18 protein-coding genes are annotated in these 15,766 nt (G+C 72.0%); 9 read left to right on the top strand and 9 right to left on the bottom strand.

What is annotated here, in order from left to right:
• Positions 1-364, bottom strand: a 364-nt coding sequence (locus tag ACWDS7_RS23340) for a hypothetical protein (protein ID WP_451930985.1), incomplete at its 3' end; no start/stop codon positions are given.
• 91 nt (positions 365-455) lie between these two features.
• Between ACWDS7_RS23340 and ACWDS7_RS23335 the strand changes: the two genes are divergently transcribed.
• The 4 genes from ACWDS7_RS23335 to ACWDS7_RS23320 all read left to right on the top strand — a co-directional run bounded on the left by ACWDS7_RS23335 (position 456) and on the right by ACWDS7_RS23320 (position 3,591).
• Complete coding sequence (locus ACWDS7_RS23335) at positions 456-1,121, top strand: glycosyltransferase family 2 protein (protein ID WP_451930984.1); 666 nt, start codon at positions 456-458, stop codon at positions 1,119-1,121.
• On the top strand, positions 1,118-1,987 hold the full coding sequence (locus ACWDS7_RS23330) for a TIGR04282 family arsenosugar biosynthesis glycosyltransferase (protein ID WP_451930983.1): 870 nt from the start codon (positions 1,118-1,120) through the stop codon (positions 1,985-1,987). The genes ACWDS7_RS23335 and ACWDS7_RS23330 overlap by 4 nt, the downstream gene beginning before the upstream one ends.
• Before the next feature lie 72 nt (positions 1,988-2,059).
• Entirely contained in the window at positions 2,060-3,160 is a 1,101-nt protein-coding gene (locus tag ACWDS7_RS23325) for a molybdopterin-dependent oxidoreductase (protein WP_451930982.1), read from the top strand.
• Positions 3,161-3,177: 17 nt separating this feature from the next.
• Complete coding sequence (locus ACWDS7_RS23320) at positions 3,178-3,591, top strand: hypothetical protein (RefSeq protein WP_306863318.1); 414 nt, start codon at positions 3,178-3,180, stop codon at positions 3,589-3,591.
• A 39-nt stretch (positions 3,592-3,630) separates the two neighbouring features.
• On the opposite strand, the gene ACWDS7_RS23315 is transcribed toward ACWDS7_RS23320, so the two are convergent.
• From ACWDS7_RS23315 to ACWDS7_RS23300, 4 genes are all read right to left on the bottom strand, one after another.
• Positions 3,631-4,005 carry an anti-sigma factor antagonist gene (locus ACWDS7_RS23315; protein ID WP_451930981.1) on the bottom strand — a complete coding sequence of 125 codons (375 nt, stop codon included), beginning with the start codon at positions 4,003-4,005 and terminating at the stop codon, positions 3,631-3,633.
• Positions 4,005-5,198 carry a PP2C family protein-serine/threonine phosphatase gene (locus tag ACWDS7_RS23310; RefSeq protein ID WP_451930980.1) on the bottom strand — a complete coding sequence of 398 codons (1,194 nt, stop codon included), beginning with the start codon at positions 5,196-5,198 and terminating at the stop codon, positions 4,005-4,007. Before ACWDS7_RS23310 ends, ACWDS7_RS23315 begins: the two co-directional genes overlap by 1 nt.
• Positions 5,199-5,503: 305 nt before the next feature.
• Positions 5,504-6,442: an anti-sigma factor RsbA family regulatory protein gene (locus ACWDS7_RS23305; protein WP_451930979.1), complete on the bottom strand. Its 939-nt coding sequence runs from the start codon at positions 6,440-6,442 to the stop codon at positions 5,504-5,506.
• Entirely contained in the window at positions 6,439-6,813 is a 375-nt protein-coding gene (locus tag ACWDS7_RS23300) for an STAS domain-containing protein (protein WP_451930978.1), read from the bottom strand. Before ACWDS7_RS23300 ends, ACWDS7_RS23305 begins: the two co-directional genes overlap by 4 nt.
• 237 nt (positions 6,814-7,050) lie before the next feature.
• On the opposite strand from ACWDS7_RS23300, the gene ACWDS7_RS23295 reads away from it, so the two are divergent.
• The gene (locus ACWDS7_RS23295) at positions 7,051-8,031 is read left to right on the top strand and encodes an NAD-dependent epimerase/dehydratase family protein (protein ID WP_451930977.1); all 981 of its coding nucleotides are present in this window, start codon (positions 7,051-7,053) and stop codon (positions 8,029-8,031) included.
• 130 nt (positions 8,032-8,161) lie between these two features.
• Here the strand turns inward: ACWDS7_RS23295 and ACWDS7_RS23290 are convergent, their stop codons facing one another.
• On the bottom strand, positions 8,162-8,746 hold the full coding sequence (locus ACWDS7_RS23290) for a YceI family protein (RefSeq protein WP_306863303.1): 585 nt from the start codon (positions 8,744-8,746) through the stop codon (positions 8,162-8,164).
• A 140-nt stretch (positions 8,747-8,886) separates the two neighbouring features.
• Between ACWDS7_RS23290 and ACWDS7_RS23285 the strand changes: the two genes are divergently transcribed.
• Positions 8,887-9,276: a winged helix-turn-helix transcriptional regulator gene (locus ACWDS7_RS23285; protein WP_451930976.1), complete on the top strand. Its 390-nt coding sequence runs from the start codon at positions 8,887-8,889 to the stop codon at positions 9,274-9,276.
• An 11-nt stretch (positions 9,277-9,287) separates the two neighbouring features.
• Here the strand turns inward: ACWDS7_RS23285 and ACWDS7_RS23280 are convergent, their stop codons facing one another.
• On the bottom strand, positions 9,288-9,536 hold the full coding sequence (locus ACWDS7_RS23280) for a hypothetical protein (RefSeq protein WP_306863298.1): 249 nt from the start codon (positions 9,534-9,536) through the stop codon (positions 9,288-9,290).
• Between the two features lie 187 nt (positions 9,537-9,723).
• Positions 9,724-10,062, bottom strand: coding sequence for a DUF6204 family protein (locus ACWDS7_RS23275; RefSeq protein WP_451930975.1), 339 nt, complete (start codon positions 10,060-10,062; stop codon positions 9,724-9,726).
• 299 nt (positions 10,063-10,361) lie between these two features.
• On the opposite strand from ACWDS7_RS23275, the gene ACWDS7_RS23270 reads away from it, so the two are divergent.
• From ACWDS7_RS23270 to ACWDS7_RS23260, 3 genes are read left to right on the top strand one after another with little or no spacing between them, the layout of a single operon-like run.
• Entirely contained in the window at positions 10,362-11,039 is a 678-nt protein-coding gene (locus tag ACWDS7_RS23270) for a TetR/AcrR family transcriptional regulator (RefSeq protein ID WP_451930988.1), read from the top strand.
• Entirely contained in the window at positions 11,033-12,766 is a 1,734-nt protein-coding gene (locus ACWDS7_RS23265; RefSeq protein WP_451930974.1) for an ABC transporter ATP-binding protein, read from the top strand. The genes ACWDS7_RS23270 and ACWDS7_RS23265 overlap by 7 nt, the downstream gene beginning before the upstream one ends.
• The gene (locus ACWDS7_RS23260; RefSeq protein WP_306863283.1) at positions 12,763-14,781 is read left to right on the top strand and encodes an ABC transporter ATP-binding protein; all 2,019 of its coding nucleotides are present in this window, start codon (positions 12,763-12,765) and stop codon (positions 14,779-14,781) included. The genes ACWDS7_RS23265 and ACWDS7_RS23260 overlap by 4 nt, the downstream gene beginning before the upstream one ends.
• Here ACWDS7_RS23260 and ACWDS7_RS23255 read toward each other — a convergent pair.
• A complete protein-coding gene (locus ACWDS7_RS23255) occupies positions 14,744-15,742 on the bottom strand; it encodes an acyl-CoA desaturase (RefSeq protein WP_451930987.1) in 999 nt (332 codons plus the stop codon). The two genes, ACWDS7_RS23260 and ACWDS7_RS23255, sit on opposite strands and share 38 nt — an antisense overlap.
• Positions 15,743-15,766: the final 24 nt, after the last annotated feature.

Raw genomic sequence — 15,766 nt, 5'->3', positions numbered from 1 at the left:
CGGGCAGTACGGCGACCGCCGCCGCGGCCAGGAGCAGGGGCGGCAGGAGCGCGGCCGTCGGCGTGCGGAGCCGCCCGTGCAGCGGCGGCAGGCGGTCGATGGGCAGCGCGCCGTGGGCGCGCAGGACGGCCCCGGCCGCGAACGCCGCGACGACGAGCGCGGCCCAGACGGCGAGCGCCGCCCGGCTCCGGCGGCCACCGGAGTCGGCGCCCCGCCGGGACGGGCCACCGGCCGCGGACAGTCGCCTCCCAACGCCCCACCGGAACAGGCCGCCGGCCGCGGACAGTCGCCTTCCAGCGCCCCACCGCAACGGGCCACCGGCCGCAGGCGGGCCCCCGGCCTGCCGCCGAGACTGTTTGATCACACCATCACATTAGGTCTGACCTGCTATTTTTCCGCGACACGTCACCACTCCGTAAGGGTTGACAGGCCCTGCCGGCCGTAGCGTCGCAAGCATGGAGATCGATGTGGTGCTCCCGTGCCTGGACGAGGAGGCGGCCCTGCCGTGGGTGCTGGGACGCATGCCGGACGGCTACCGCCCGATCGTGGTGGACAACGGCTCCACGGACGGGTCGGCACGGGTCGCGGCCGAACTGGGGGCGCTGGTGGTGAGCGAGCCCAGGCGCGGGTTCGGCGCCGCCTGCCACGCGGGCCTGCTGGCCGCGACGGGCGAGGTGGTGTGCTTCATGGACGCCGACGCCTCGCTGGACCCCGGCCAGCTCCCGCGGGTGACCGGGCCGGTCGCCTCGGGCCGGGCCGACCTGGTCCTGGGCAGGCGGATGGCCGGCCCGGGGGCCGCCTGGCCGCTGCACGCGCGGCTGGGCAACGCCTTCCTCGGCTGGCGGCTGGCCCGCCGCACCGGCACCCGGCTGCGCGACATCGGCCCGATGCGGGCCTGCCGCCGGGCGGACCTCGTGGCCCTGGGCCTGACCGACCGGCGTTTCGGCTACCCGCTGGAGATGGTCCTGCGGGCGGCCGAGCGAGGCTGGCGGATCACCGAGACCGGAGTGGACTACCTGCCCCGCAGCGGACGGTCCAAGGTGACCGGCACCGTACGCGGCACGCTGCGCGCGGTCGGCGACATGCGCAGGGTCCTGAGCGGGCCGGGCGGCGCCGGATGACCGGCGGCCGCGACGGGACCGCCCACCGGGACGCGGCCCGCGCCGGGGCCGGTCCGCGGCGGGGGCGGCTCCCCCGGGAGGACGGGGGCCGGGCCGTCCGCGGCGGCGGGGCCCAGGTCGTCGTCATCGCCAAGGAGCCGGTGCCGGGGCAGGTCAAGACCAGGCTCACCCCGCCGTTCACCCCGGAGGAGGCCGCGGCCCTGGCCGCGGCGGCGCTGGCGGACACCCTGGGGGCGGTGGCCGCCGCCCCGGTGGACCACCGGGTGATCGCGCTGCGCGGCGGCACCGGGCCCTGGCTCCCGCCGGGCTTCACCGTGGTGCCGCAGCGGGGCGCCGGCCTGGACGAACGGCTGGCCGCCGCCTTCGACGACGCCCACCGGGCCTGCCCGCTGCCCGTCGTCCTGATCGGCATGGACACCCCGCAGGTCAGCTCACTGCTGCTGGCCACCGCGGTGGCCGGGCTCGCCACCTGCGACGCCGTCTTCGGCCCCGCCACCGACGGAGGGTTCTGGCTGCTCGGCCTGCGCCGTCCCGACCCCGCGCTCCTGCTCGGCGTGCCGATGTCCCGGCCCACGACCGGCGCCGTCCAACTGCGGCGGCTGCGCGCGGCGGGCCTGTCGGTGGGGATGCTGCCTCCCCTGCGGGATGTGGACACCGCGGAGGACGCGCTGGCGGTGGCGGCCGAGGCGCCGTCGTCCCGCTTCGCCGCCGCCCTCGCCGGGCTCGGCGCGGGAGTGCCCCCGGCGGCCGGTCCGGCCCCGCGGCGGGGCCGCCGCCCCTCGGACAGAAGCGGCCCGGCGCCCCGGCCCTCTCGGGGCGGCCCCCTCCCCGGCCCCTCGGCCCCCTCCGCAGGAGCGGCCCCATGAACGGGCGCCTGTCCGGGGCGTCCCCCGGCGCGACGGATCCACCTGCGTAGACTCGTGGAAGGAGGCAGGACGATGGTCGACAAGCCTGCGCTGACGGAGAAGGTGGTGTTCACCAGCGGGCTGCGCTCGGAGGGCGTGGCCGCCCGGCTCGGCGTGCTGCTGGGCATCAGCTTCACCCTCGCCCTGATCACCGGGCTGTTCAGCCACTTCATGCAGCACCCGCCGCCCTGCCTGGACTGGCCGTCGCGGCCCGTCGGGCTGTACCGCGTCACCCAGGGGGTGCACGTCATCAGCGGCCTGGCCACGATCCCGCTGCTGCTGGCCAAGCTGTGGGCGGTCTACCCGAAGCTGTGGCAGTGGCCGCCGTTCCGCTCCGCGGCGCACGCGGTCGAGCGCGCGTTCGTCCTGCTGCTGGTCGCCGGAGCGCTGTTCCAGCTCTTCACCGGGCTGCTGAACATCGCCTACACCTACCCCTGGTCGTTCTTCTTCCCGGCCGCGCACTACTGGACCTCGTTCATCGTCTACGGCGCCCTGATCATCCACGTCGTCACCGAATGGTCCAAGGTCCGCCGGTCCGTCCCCGTCCCGCTGGAGCCGGCCCGGCGCCGCTTCCTGCTCACCATCGGCGCGGCCTCCGGGCTGACCGTGCTGCTCACCGTCGGCGAGGCCTTCGCCCCGCTGCGGCGGCTGGCCCTGATCGCGCCGCGGAACCCGGCGATCGGGCCGCAGGGCCTGCCGGTCAACAGGACCTCCCAGGCCGCCGGGGTCAGGCCCGTCGACGCCGGCTACCGGCTGGTCGTCACCGGCGCGGTCCAGGCCGAATACTCCTACCAGGACCTGGTACGGCTGCCGCAGCACACGGTCGAGCTGCCGATCGCCTGCGTCGAGGGCTGGAGCGCGTCCGCGCGCTGGACCGGCGTCCGGCTCCGTGACCTGGTGGCGGGCGCCCCGCCCGACGCCCTGGTCACGGTGGAGTCGCTGGAGCGCCCCTCCGGCGTCTACCGGACCAGCGAGCTGCGGCCACCGCACTGGAACGATCCGCTGACCCTGCTCGCCCTGCGCGTCAACGGCGAAACGCTCCATCTGGAGCACGGCTACCCGCTCAGGCTCATCGCGCCGGACCGGCCCGGCGTCATGCAGACCAAGTGGGTCACGAAGGTGGTGGTCTCGTGAAGGCGGACGGTCACCGGGTGAGCGGTTACAGAATGGTCGGTTACGCCGCCGGGGCCGGGCTGGTCCTGCTGGGGTTCGCCGGGCTGCTCGCCGACGCCGACCAGACCCGGCCGCTGAGCTGGGCGGTGTGGTTCGGCGGGATCCTGATCGCGCACGACCTGCTGCTGGTGCCGTTGGTGCTCGCGACGGGCGTCCTGACCCGCCGGATGCGCCGGCCGTACCGGGCGGCGCTGGTGATCGGCGCGGTGATCACCCTCGTCGCCCTGCCCATGGTCCTGGGCTTCGGACGGCGCGCCGACAACCCCTCCCAGCTGCCGCTGGACTACGGGCTCAACCTCGTCGTCATCCTCGCCGTGATCGCCGCCGCCGGATTCGCCGCCGGAACGCTCGCCCGCGTCCGCGAGGCGCGCCCGCCCCGCCCGCGCGGCTGAGACCTGCCCCGCTGGGCCTTCCGCGAGGGGGCCGGGGGCCTACGTGCGAGGAGGCAGGCCGTCGAGGGCGTCCTGGACCGTGGGGTAGACGGGGATGCGCGTCGTCAGACCGGTGATCCACAGGATGCGCGTGGCCCCGCGCTCGGTCCCCACCAGCGCCAGCCGGCCGCCCTCCCCGAGGGCGCGCCTCCAGCAGTTGACGATCAGGCCGGTGCCCCGGGAGTCGAGGAGGTCGAGCCCCGTGAGGTCCATGATCAGACGCGGGCCGAACGCGGCGAAGACCTTGTCGACGAAGTCGGCGGCGAGAGCGTGGACCGTGTGGTCGAAGCTCCCCCGGATCGCCACGACCGCCGCGCCCTCGGCGGCCCTGGCCGTGAACAGCGCCGCCGGCGTCTCCAGACGAAGATCGGACATCAGCCGGCCCCGCGGACGTGCGGGCCGAGCTGACCGTCCTGGGTGACCTGGGTGACCAGGACGCAGGTGTCGTCGGCCGCGTTGGCCGGCACCATGGCGTTCATGACCGCCGACAGCCGCTCCTGGGAGGCGGGCGCGATCGGCCTGAGCGCCTCGGCCAGGGCGGCGCTCATGAGATCCAGGCCCTCGTAGAGGTCGCTGCCGCGCTTCTCGATGAGCCCGTCGGTGAACATCACCATGAGATCGTCGGGCCTGAGCCGTACGGTGCCGCAGGTGTAGGTGGCGTCCTCGAAGACGCCGAGCAGCACGCCCGGGTGGAGCAGGCGCTCCACGTGGGAGCCCCGGGCCAGGAGCATCGGGGGGTGACCGGCGTGGGTCCACCGCAGGGTGCGGTCGGCCGGGTGATAGCAGGCCACCAGCGCAGTGGCCAGCACGTCGGGCCGGAGCTTGCACAGCAGGCGGTTCAGCACGGTGAGGATCTCCGCCGGATCGTGCCGGGCGAAGGCCAGGCCGGTGATCGCGTGGCGGAGCTTCGCCATGGCGGAGGCGGCGGCCACCCCGTTGCCGGCCACGTCCCCCACGGCGAGCAGCACGTCGCCGTCGTCCAGACCGATCGCCTGGTACCAGTCACCGCCGAGATACGCCGCCGTCTCGGCGGGCTGGTAACGGGCGGCCACCCGCAGGCCCGGCAGGGTGAAGGGCTCGTCCTGGACCGGCATGACGATCTTCTGCAGGTGGGCGGTGAACCGGTTCTCCTCCTCCAGCCGCTGCTCGCTGTCGTCTCGGACCCAGGTGGCCAGCAGGCCGTCGTCGTAGCGGGCGAGCCGCATGACGTAGTCCGACCGGTGCGGGACGCCGTCGGCGGCCTCGACGTGCTCGTACCGGCTGGGCCGCTCGGACACGCCGGTCTCCATCACACGCAGGTGCGCCTGCCACAGCGGTGTGTCCAGCACCGAGGGGTAGCACTGCCGGACGCGCAGGCCGACCAGCTCCCCGCCCCGCCGGCCGTGAGCGTCCTCCGCCTCCGGGCTCACGGCCTGGATGACGAAGTCGACGATCGTCCCCGAGGCGTCACGGATCGGCACGGACCAGCTCGCCGACCCGGGCATCACGTCGAGCATGACCTGCGCCCGGGCCGTCGAGGCCGACAGGCGCTCAGCGGCGGGCAGCACCTCCATGAGCCCCTCGAACACGCGATCGTCCGCCGGAGCTGAGCCGTCCGGGTCCGCGCACGCCTCCGGCGGGACCGCGTAGGCTCCCGCCGGAGCCGCGTGCGCTCCCGTCTGGGCCGCACCGCGCCTGCCGGGGGAGGGCATGGTCTGTCTGGTCGATTTCAGGACGTCCGGCCTGCTGGAGGACAGCAGGCGACGCTCATCTCCTGGGCTCAGGATCGCTTCCTTCCGCATGGCCGCGCGCCGGCCTTGAGGGAGCCGGGGTGACGGGGCGCCGGCACGGGCTTTGACAGATGGTGCAGATGGTCGTGTGCGGTCGGGGCGGTTCAAGCACTGAAATATACGCGGACGGTGGTGCCGCCCTGGATGGTGTGGACGCGGACGAGATCGCTGAGCAGGTTGGTGACGAGCAGGCCGCGGGATCCCCGCTGGCGGGGATCGACGGGCCGGCGTCCGGCAAGGGGGTCGACGATGTGACCGGCGTCGCTGACGTCCATGACCACATGCCCGTTCTCCGACCAGATACGCACGGTCCCCGAGCCCCCGCCGTAGTCGAGGCTGTTGGCCGCCAGCTCGCTGGCGATCAGCCGCAGGTCCTCGAGCCGCTCTCCGGACAGTCCCATCCGGCCGGCGTGTCCCACGACGAAGTCGCGCACCCGCCCCAGGTCGCCCTGGGAGAAGCCGAGGGCGGCGGCGTCCGCCGGGTCGTGCAGCGGCCGGTTGTAACGGCCGATGACGCGTTCGGGCGCGTAGTCGCGGCTGGGGCGCGAGCCCGAGACGTCCACGAGGAGGGGGTGGGTCATCTCCGCGTCAGCGATCACCGAGGGGTCGAGCCCGTCGAGGTCGTAGGGGCACAGGATGGTGACGGCACGCCCGGAGAACGCCAGGTTGATCAGCGCCTCGTGCTGGGCGCAGGCGGGATACTCCGTCTCCGAGCGGCCCGGCCAGATCGGCTCGCCGATGATGCGGACCCTGCCGGCGGGGTGGAGGTCGGCGAAGGCGTACAGGACCCCGGGGATGATGCGGCCCGGGTTCCGGCCGGCCTCCGTCATGTCGAGGAAGCGCACCCCGGAGGCCGCCGCGCCGAGCTCGTCCCGGAGCAGCTCCACGTTCGGCGCGGGCACGGCCACCGCGACCGGCTCCCCGGCCGCCAGGCCCTCGCGGATGAACGGCACGGTGCCGTCGAGATACTGCTGGGCTCCCCGGTAGAACAGCGCCGGGTGGACGAACGGATCCACCGTGGTGGTGGTCGCCGTCGTGCTCATTGCGTCTCCACTTCGATCGGGGAGGGGTCCGGTCCGATCAAGGTGAGTACGGATCTCAGACAGTAAGGCGCGTGGTGCAGGAACACCTTTTTCCCGATGGGGAGGCTACGCGCGGCCTCGGTCAGCAACCAAGCCCCCCGGACGTCGACGAACGTCAGCCCGGAGAAGTCGAGGTGCATGTCCTCGCCCCTGATGACCAGTCCGCCCAGCGCCTCCTCCCAGAGTCTCCTGGTCGTGCGGTCGATCTCACCGCTCACCCTCAGCAGGGTGGGCGCCTCCAGCAGGTCGACGTGGAGATCGTGGGGGCTCGGGTCACGGAGCCCGGCGGCCGGAGGCGGTCTGCACGGTCGCGCCTCTGGCCAGATCGTCATGATGACCGTCCTGAAGTCGGCGTTGAACACCTCCAACGTACCCGTTGTCCTCTTTCCCAGCGAAAAGGATGCGTTGACTCCACGGCGAAAGGGGACAAGGAGATCACGGCGGCGTGGAAGAGGTCACGGCGGCGTGGAACGGAAAAGGAGGGAAGGCCGGTCCAGGCGTCCCTCATGCCGAAAAATTCCGGCATACCCCACTAATTCCGGTGCACCTTATGCAGGAAAATGACGGGCATGCGCATTCTGATCATCGGTGGGACCCGGTTCGTCGGCCAGCACATCACCGAAGCCGCGATCGCGGCCGGGCACGAGGTCTCCCTGCTGCACCGAGGGCAGACGGGGCCGGAGCTGTTCCCCGAGGCGGAGCACCTGCGGGCCGACCGCAACGCGGATCTGTCGGTGCTGCGTGAGCGGCGGTGGGACACGACGATCGACGTCAGTGCCTACCATCCGGGGCAGATCGCCTCCCTCGCCGGCGCGCTCTCCACGGGCCAGTACGTCTTCGTCTCCAGCACCGCCGTCTACACCGTCCCGAAGGAGCCGGGCTTCGCCGAGGACTCGCCGCTGGTCGAGCTCAACGGCCCGATCCCGGAGGCGGTCACCATCGAGACCTACGGGGCGCTGAAGGTGCTCTGCGAGCGCGCCGCGGTCGAGCACTTCGGGCCGGGGACCCTGATCGTACGGCCGACCTACGTGATCGGCCCGTACGACTACACGGGTCGGTTCACCTACTGGGTGAACCGGATCGCACGCGGCGGCGAGGTCCTGGCCCCGGGCGACCCCACGGACCCGATCCAGGTGATCGACGGACGCGACATGGCCGCCTGGATCATCGCCATGGCCGAGAAGGCGGGCTCGGGCGCCTTCCACGCGGTCAGCCCGCCCCCGCCGTTCTCCTTCGGAGACATGCTGGAGGCGATCGTGGCCGAGGTCGGACCGCCCGGGACCACGCTGACCTGGGTCGGGCAGGACTTCCTGCGCTCCGAGGGAGAGGACGGGCGGTCGCTGCCGCTCTGGTCGGAGGGCGGCGGGCACGCGGCGGTCAACACCGCGGATCCGGCCGCCGCCGCGGCGGCCGGTCTCAGCCCGCGTCCGTTCGGCCGGTCGGTGCGTGAGATCCGCGAGTCCGAGGCGTCCTTCTCGACGGACACCACGATCAGCCCGGACCGGGAGGCGGACCTCCTGGCCAGGTGGCGCTCCCGCCCTCAGGGATGATCACACCCTCGCGGGTCCGGCTCCCGGGTCCGGCGCCCACGTGACGGCCGTCATGAGGTGGCGCGGGACCGGCACCCGCGAGGGATCGTCACGGGACGGCCTGCGCGGGACCGACGCCCGCGAGCGGCCGTCACGCGGTGGCGTCGGTCTGGAGGACCGCCTGGATCTCGATGACGATCTGGACCTTCTCGCTCAGGGCCACGCCGCCGCCGGGGATGGGGCCGTTGTAGCTGACGCCGAAGTCCATGCGGTTGATCTCCCCGGTGGCCGTGAACCCGGCGCGGCCACCGGCGAAGGGGTCGGCGGCGAAGGGGTCGGGGCCGAACCCGTTGACCTCCAGCTTCAGCGGGACCGGGCGGGTCACCCCCTTGAGGGTGAGCTCGCCGTCGAGCAGGAAGCCGTCACCGTCGGGACGGATCCCGCTGGAGCGGTAGGTCATGGTCGGGTGGACGTCGGCCTCGAAGAAGTCGGCGGAGCGGACGTGGTCGTCCCGCTGCTTGTTGCCGGTGTCGACCGAGGCCAGGTCGATGGTCGCGGTCACGCTCGACTCCAGCGGGTCGCCGCCGGTGACGATCCGGCCCTCGAAGGCGAGGAAGCGCCCGCGCACCTTGCTGATCATGAGATGCCGGACGACGAAGCTCACCTCGGAGTGGGCCGGATCGATGGCCCACGTGCCGGCGACGTAGCCGGGGATCTCGACAGCCTTGGTCGTCATCGTGTCTCCTTGGGTTACCTGGGGTAAGGCGGTTCCCTTTGATAGGTCGGTTCCGAAGGGGAACCGCCTCTATCCTGGTGACACTTCACCAAAAGTGACAAGAAGGCACTTTCACCTCATTTAGTTACCTGGAGAGAACCATGGACAGCACGGCCTTCTCCGAGCGCACCAGGGCCGCCTGCCAGGCCCGCGAGATCCTGGACCGCGTCGGGGACAAGTGGTCGCTGTATGTGATCTCCCAGCTGAGCGACCGCACCAAGCGGTTCAACGAGCTCAAGCGCGACATCGACGGCATCAGCCAGCGCATGCTGACGGTCACCCTGCGCGGACTGGAGCGCGACGGCATCATCTCCCGGACCATGTATCCGGTCATGCCGCCCCGCGTCGACTACGCGCTCACCCCGATGGGCCGCACGCTGCTCGACACCGTCGGCTCCCTCGTCTCGTGGGCCGAGGAGCACGTCGACGAGATCGAGGCCACCCGCGCCCGCTACGACGCCCGCGCCGAGAGTTTCCCCGAGCCCGAGTGAGCCGCCGGGTCTCAGACCCCTATGTCCCGGGCGACGTTGTCGAGCCGGTCGGCCAGCAGGTCGAGCTGTTCGTCCGTGACCACATCGCCGGCGGTGAAGTCCGCCACGTCCCGGCGGCGCGCGATGATCAGCGCCCGGTGGTCATCGTCGATCTCCCCCTTCTCCAGGACCAGGCAGTCGCCGCGGACGAACACCAGGGCGGTGTCGGGGTCCGGTGATTCCAGCAGCCGCCGGACGCATTCCCGGTCGATGAGCGCCATGGAAGCACCTCCTTGTCCGAAGGCGGCCATACCCTGCGCACCCGCCGGCTTAACGGACACGCAGGTCAAGCCGGTCCACCGGACGGCACGGCCCGCCCGGGACGGCACGGCCCGCCCGGGACCGCGGCGAGACCGGCCTGGCCCGCGGCGAGATGGCCGGGCCGGCGCGGCGGCCGGAAGAAGCGCGTCAGCTCACCCGGCGGCCCTTCCTGCGGATGGGGATGGTGCTCATGTTCGTCATCGCCGGACGCGGATCCCTGAACCCGTAGCCGTGGGCCTCAAGGAGGGCGATCGCCTCCTGCTGGGCCGCGGCCTCGCCGCCCGCCGCGTCGGCTGACACCTGGCAGCGGAACGTGAACCAGCTCAGGGTCTCGTCATAGACGAAGGTGCCCTCCTCGCTGAAAGGGCTCCCGGTCATGTCCTGGCCGTCGGCCCGGCCGAGGCGGTCGAGGAGCGCGGCCCGGTCGGCGTCGCCCAACCGGTCGAACTTGCCACGAATGATCACTCGAAAGACGTGCCGCGTCATGGTGTCCTCATCCTTTCCGGACGGCGCGCGCCGGAGCCCGCCCGGCGGGCCACCGCCCCGGACGCACCCCGCCCGGCGGGCGGGTGCCGCGCTCCGCACCCGCCCGCCCATCATTGAACGTAGTGCAAATTTGAAGTCCACTGCAAATTTATACTAGCCTCCAGACGGACCTCGATGCCCACCGGCGGCGGAGCGACCGGACCGCCACGGACACCGGGCCGCCCACCCCTGTAAACGGATTGCTCACCCTTATGAGTGAGTAACTCACTCACTCGCCGTGTAGGGTCATCCGCGTGATCATGACGTCCCATTCCCAGCGCGCCGCGCCGCTCCCGCCGGACGAGCGGCGTGCCGCGCTCATCGCGTCCACGCTGTCGCTGGTGCTCGCCCACGGCCCCGACGTCAACACCCGGCAGATCGCGCAGGCGGCCGGCGTCGCGGAGGGGACGATCTTCCGGGTCTTCGCCACCAAGGACGAGCTCGTGGACGCGGCCGTGGCCAGCGCCTTCGACCCCGACCCGCTGCTGCGCGACCTGGCGGCCATCGACCGCGCGGCCCCCCTGGACGCCCGGCTCGTCGCGGCGGTCGAGATCCTGCAGCAGCGCACGACGCGCGTCTTCCGGCTGCTGGACGCCCTGGGGTGCGGGGGTGCCGTCGAGGCCGGCCGCAACCGCCAGATCCGGCTCGGCCAGAACGTCGTCATCCGGCAGGCGCTCATCGACCTGATCGAGCCCGGCCGCGACCGGCTGCGCTGCGGTCCGCAGGAGGCCGTGCGCCGGCTGCAGCTGCTGACCGTCGCGTGCAGCCATCCCCGGTTCGTCGAGGACGACCCGCTGTCACCGGCGGAGATCGTCTCCATGCTGCTGGACGGCATCCGCCTGCGCCCGGAGCACGACGCGCCCGATCCGGACGCCACCGGCGGTCCGGAGACCTCCAACAGCTCCGACACCCCAAGCGGAGGGCACCACTCATGCTGAGCCGGCTGCTACGCACCTATCTCAGGCCCTACTCATCGACGCTGACCGCCGTGGTGGTGCTGCAGATCGTCGGCACCATGGCCTCGCTGTACCTGCCCAGCCTCAACGCCGACATCATCGACCAGGGCGTCGCCACCGGCGACGCCGGCTACATCCTGTCCGCCGGCGGCTGGATGCTGTTCGTGTCCCTGATCCAGATCATCTGCTCGATCGCGGCGGTCTACTACAGCGCCCGCGCGGCGATGGGATTCGGCCGGGACGTCCGCTCAGCGGTCTTCCACCGGGTGGGCGAGTTCTCCACCCGGGAGGTCTCCCAGTTCGGAGCGCCCTCGCTGATCACCCGCAGCACCAACGACGTGCAGCAGGTCCAGATGCTCGTGGTGATGGGCTGCACGATGCTGGTCTCCGCGCCGATCACGGGCATCGGCGGCATCATCATGGCACTGCGCCAGGACCTCACCCTGTCCTGGCTCCTGGCGGTCTGCGTCCCCGTGCTGCTGGTGTCGATCGGGCTGATCATCTCCCGCATGGTCCCCCAGTTCCGCGCGATGCAGGAGCGCATCGACCGGGTCAACCAGGTCCTGCGCGAGCAGCTGACCGGCATCCGCGTCGTGCGCGCCTTCGTCCGGGAACGCGAGGAGACGCTCCGGTTCGCCGGGGCGAACGACGCGCTGACCGCGACCGCGCTGCGCGCCGGGCAGCTGATGAACCTCATCTTCCCCGTCGTGCTGCTGATCCTCAACGTCTCCGCCGTCGCCGTGCTCTGGTTCGGCGCCGGCCGCGTGGACAGCGGCGAGATGCAGGTCGGCGCCCTCACCGCCTTCCTGATGTATCTGATCCAGATCCTCACCTCGATGATGATGGCCACCTTCATCTCGATGATGATCCCGCGCGCCGCGGTCTGCGCCGAGCGCATCGGCGAGGTGCTCGACACCGAGTCGTCGGTGCGCCCGCCCGACGATCCCGTACGGCAGGTGCACGGCCGCGCCGAGCTGGAGCTGCGGGACGTCGAGTTCCGCTACCCGGGCGCGGCGGCTCCGGTGCTGTCCGGCATCTCCTTCCGCGTCTCCGCCGGGCAGACCACCGCCGTCGTCGGCAGCACCGGAGCCGGCAAGACGACGCTGGTCTCCCTGGTGCCCAGGCTGTTCGACGCCACCTCCGGCACGGTGTCGGTCGACGGCGTCGACGTCCGCGACCTCGACCCCCAGATGCTCTGGACGCGCATCGGCCTGGTGCCGCAGAAGCCGTACCTGTTCACCGGGACCGTCGCGAGCAACCTGCGTTACGGCAACCCGGACGCCAGTGACGAGGAGCTGTGGCAGGCGTTGGAGGTCGCCCAGGCCCGCGACTTCGTCGAGGCGATGCCCGGGGGCCTCGACGCGCCCATCACACAGGGCGGCACGAACGTCTCCGGTGGCCAGCGGCAGCGGCTCTCCATCGCCCGAGCGCTGGTCAACAAGCCCGAGATCTACCTGTTCGACGACTCGTTCTCGGCTCTCGACCTGGCCACCGACGCCCGGCTGCGCGCCGCCCTACGCCCCTACACCGCCCGGTCCGCCGTCGTCATCGTCGCCCAGCGGGTCTCCACCATCGCCGGCGCCGACCAGATCATCGTGCTCGACGACGGCGTGATCGTCGGCATGGGGACCCACGACGAGCTGCTGGAATCCTGCCCGACATACATCGAGATCGTCGAGTCCCAACTAGCCGCGGGGAGCGCAGCATGAGCGACCGGCCCATGACGACCACGCCACCACGCCCGCCGGCGGGCGGCGGCCTCTTCGGGCGGGGCCCCTTCGCCGGGGCCGGGATGCTCGTGGAGAAGTCGATGAGCTTCTGGCCGTCCACGCGGCGGCTGATGCGGCGCCTGGCGCCCGAGCGCGCGAGGATCACGGTGGTGCTCGTCCTCGCCCTGATCGGCGTGGTGCTCTCCGTCATCGGGCCGAGGCTCCTCGGCTGGGCGACGGACATGATCTTCGACGGCGTGATCGGCAAGCAGCTGCCCTCCGGGATCACCAAGGAGCAGGCGGTCGCGGCCGCCCGCGCGGCGGGCGACGACAGCTTCGCGGACATGCTCTCGCGGATGGACGTCGTGCCCGGTCGTGGAGTCGACTTCGGCGCACTGGGCACGCTCGTGGTCTGGGCGGTGGTGCTCTACGTCGCGACGTCGGTCTTCGCCTGGCTCCAGGGCTACATCCTCAACGACGTGGTCCAGCGCACCGTGTACCGGCTCCGGTCCGACGTCGAGGACAAACTGAACCGGCTCCCCCTGCGGTTCTTCGACGGCCAGCCGCGCGGCGAGCTGCTCAGCCGGGTCACCAACGACATCGACAACGTGTCCCAGACCCTGCAGCAGACGATGAGCCAGCTGCTGACCTCGCTGCTGACCGTGATCGGCGTGCTGGCGATGATGTTCGTGATATCGCCGCTGCTCGCGCTGATCGCCCTGGTGACCATCCCGCTGTCGATGGTCGTCACCAAGCAGGTCGCGAAGCGCTCGCAGAAGCTGTTCGTCGCGCAGTGGACCCACACCGGCACCCTGAACGCCCACATCGAGGAGGCGTTCACCGGCCACGAGCTGGTGAAGGTGTTCGGCCGCCGGCCGGAGGTCGAGCAGGCGTTCCAGGACCGGAACGAGGAGCTGTTCAAGGCCAGCTTCGGCGCCCAGTTCATCTCCGGGATCATCATGCCGACGATGACGTTCATCGGGAACCTCAACTACGTCGCCATCGCCGTCGTCGGGAGCATACGGGTCGCCACCGGGACGATGAGCCTGGGCGACGTCCAGGCGTTCGTCCAGTATTCGCAGCAGTTCACCCAGCCGCTGACCCGGGTCGCCTCGATGGCCAACCTGCTGCAGTCGGGGGTGGCCTCGGCCGAGCGGGTCTTCGAGCTGCTGGACGCCGAGGAGCAGGAGCCGGACCCCGCCGACCCGGTGCCGCCCGCCTCCCGGCGGGGCCGCGTCGAGTTCGAGCACGTGTCCTTCCGCTACGAACCGGAGCAGCCTCTCATCGAGGATCTGTCGCTGGTGGCCGAGCCCGGGCACACGGTCGCGATCGTCGGCCCGACCGGCGCGGGGAAGACCACCCTCGTCAACCTGATCCTGCGCTTCTACGAGCTGGACTCCGGCCGGATCACCCTCGACGGCGTCGACGTCACCGCGATGCGCCGTGAGGACCTGCGCTCGCACATCGGCATGGTGCTCCAGGACACCTGGCTGTTCGGCGGCACCATCCGCGAGAACATCGCCTACGGCAACCCCCGGGCCACCGAGGAGGAGATCCTGGCCGCCGCGCAGGCCACGTTCGTCGACCGGTTCGTCCGCACCCTGCCCGACGGCTACGACACCGTCATCGACGAGGAGGGCGGCAACGTCAGCGCCGGGGAGAAGCAGTTGCTGACCATCGCCCGCGCCTTCCTCTCCGACCCGTCCCTGCTCATCCTCGACGAGGCCACCAGCTCGGTCGACACCCGGACCGAGGTCCTGGTCCAGCACGCGATGGCCGCGCTCCGCTCCGACCGCACCAGCTTCGTCATCGCCCACCGGCTGTCCACCATCCGCGACGCGGACCTGATCCTGGTGATGGACGCCGGCCGCATCGTCGAGCACGGCACCCACGACGAGCTGCTCGCCGCCCAGGGCGCCTACCACCGGCTGTACGCAGCGCAGTTCAGCGGCGCGCTGGTCACCGATGACGACGAGGTCAGCGGGGAGGAGGAGGTGGCGGGGGTGCGGGGATGACCGGCGGTTCCGCCGGGGCGGCACCCACCCCCGCCCCGGCGGAACCGGCGGAGCGGCGGGCGGTCAGGCGCGCGGCGTCCGGCCAGCGCACGCCGTACGCCCACCCTGCCCGTTCGAACCAGCGGATCAGGCGGGCGCTCGGGTCCAGCTGGCCTCTGAGCACCCCGTGGCGGGCGCAGGTCGGGTCGACGTGGTGCCAGTTGTGCCAGCCCTCGCCGAGGGTCAGCAGCGCCACCCACCGGACGTTGGAGGAGCGGTCCCTGCTCCTGAAGGGGCGTTCGCCGAAGGTGTGGGCGATGGAGTTCACCGACCAGGTCACGTGGTGCACCACGGCGTAGCGGACCAGCCCGCCCCAGAAGAGGGCGGTCCACATGCCGCTCCACGACATCGCCCACAGCCCTCCCACCGCGGCGGGCAGCAGGAACGACAGCACCGCGACGGCGGGATAGGCGGAGTCGAAGCGCCGGACGTCGGGATCGGCCATCAGGTCCGGCACCCAGTGCTGCCGGCTGGAGCGGCGGCGCGCGGTGTAGAACCAGCCGACGTGGGCGTGCGCCATGCCTCGCAGCAGGGCCAGGCCGCTGTCGCCGTAGCGCCACGGCGAGTGCGGGTCGCCGGGCCGGTCGGCGTACTTGTGGTGGCGGCGGTGCTCGGCCGTCCACAGCGTGACGGGGCCTTCGAGCGCCATCCCGCCGGCCAGCATGAGCGCGATCCGCAGCGGCCTGCGGCACCTGAAGGCGCGATGGGTGAAGTGCCGGTGGTAGCCGACGGCGATCCCGAAAACGCTGACCAGATACATGACGACGGCGATGACCGCGTCGCGGGGACCGATCCCCCACCCCCAGACGGCGGGGACCGCGACCGCCAGGGCCAGCACCGGCAGTATGACGAGGGCGACCAGATAGACGGCGCGGCGCCCGGCCGTGACCGCCACCGTCTCGGCCGCGCCCGACTCCGGCACCGTCTCGGCCGCGCCCGACTCCGG

The sequence above is a fragment of the Streptosporangium sp. NPDC003464 genome, assembly GCF_053588315.1.
This window is presented reverse-complemented; position numbering and strand designations above follow the sequence as displayed.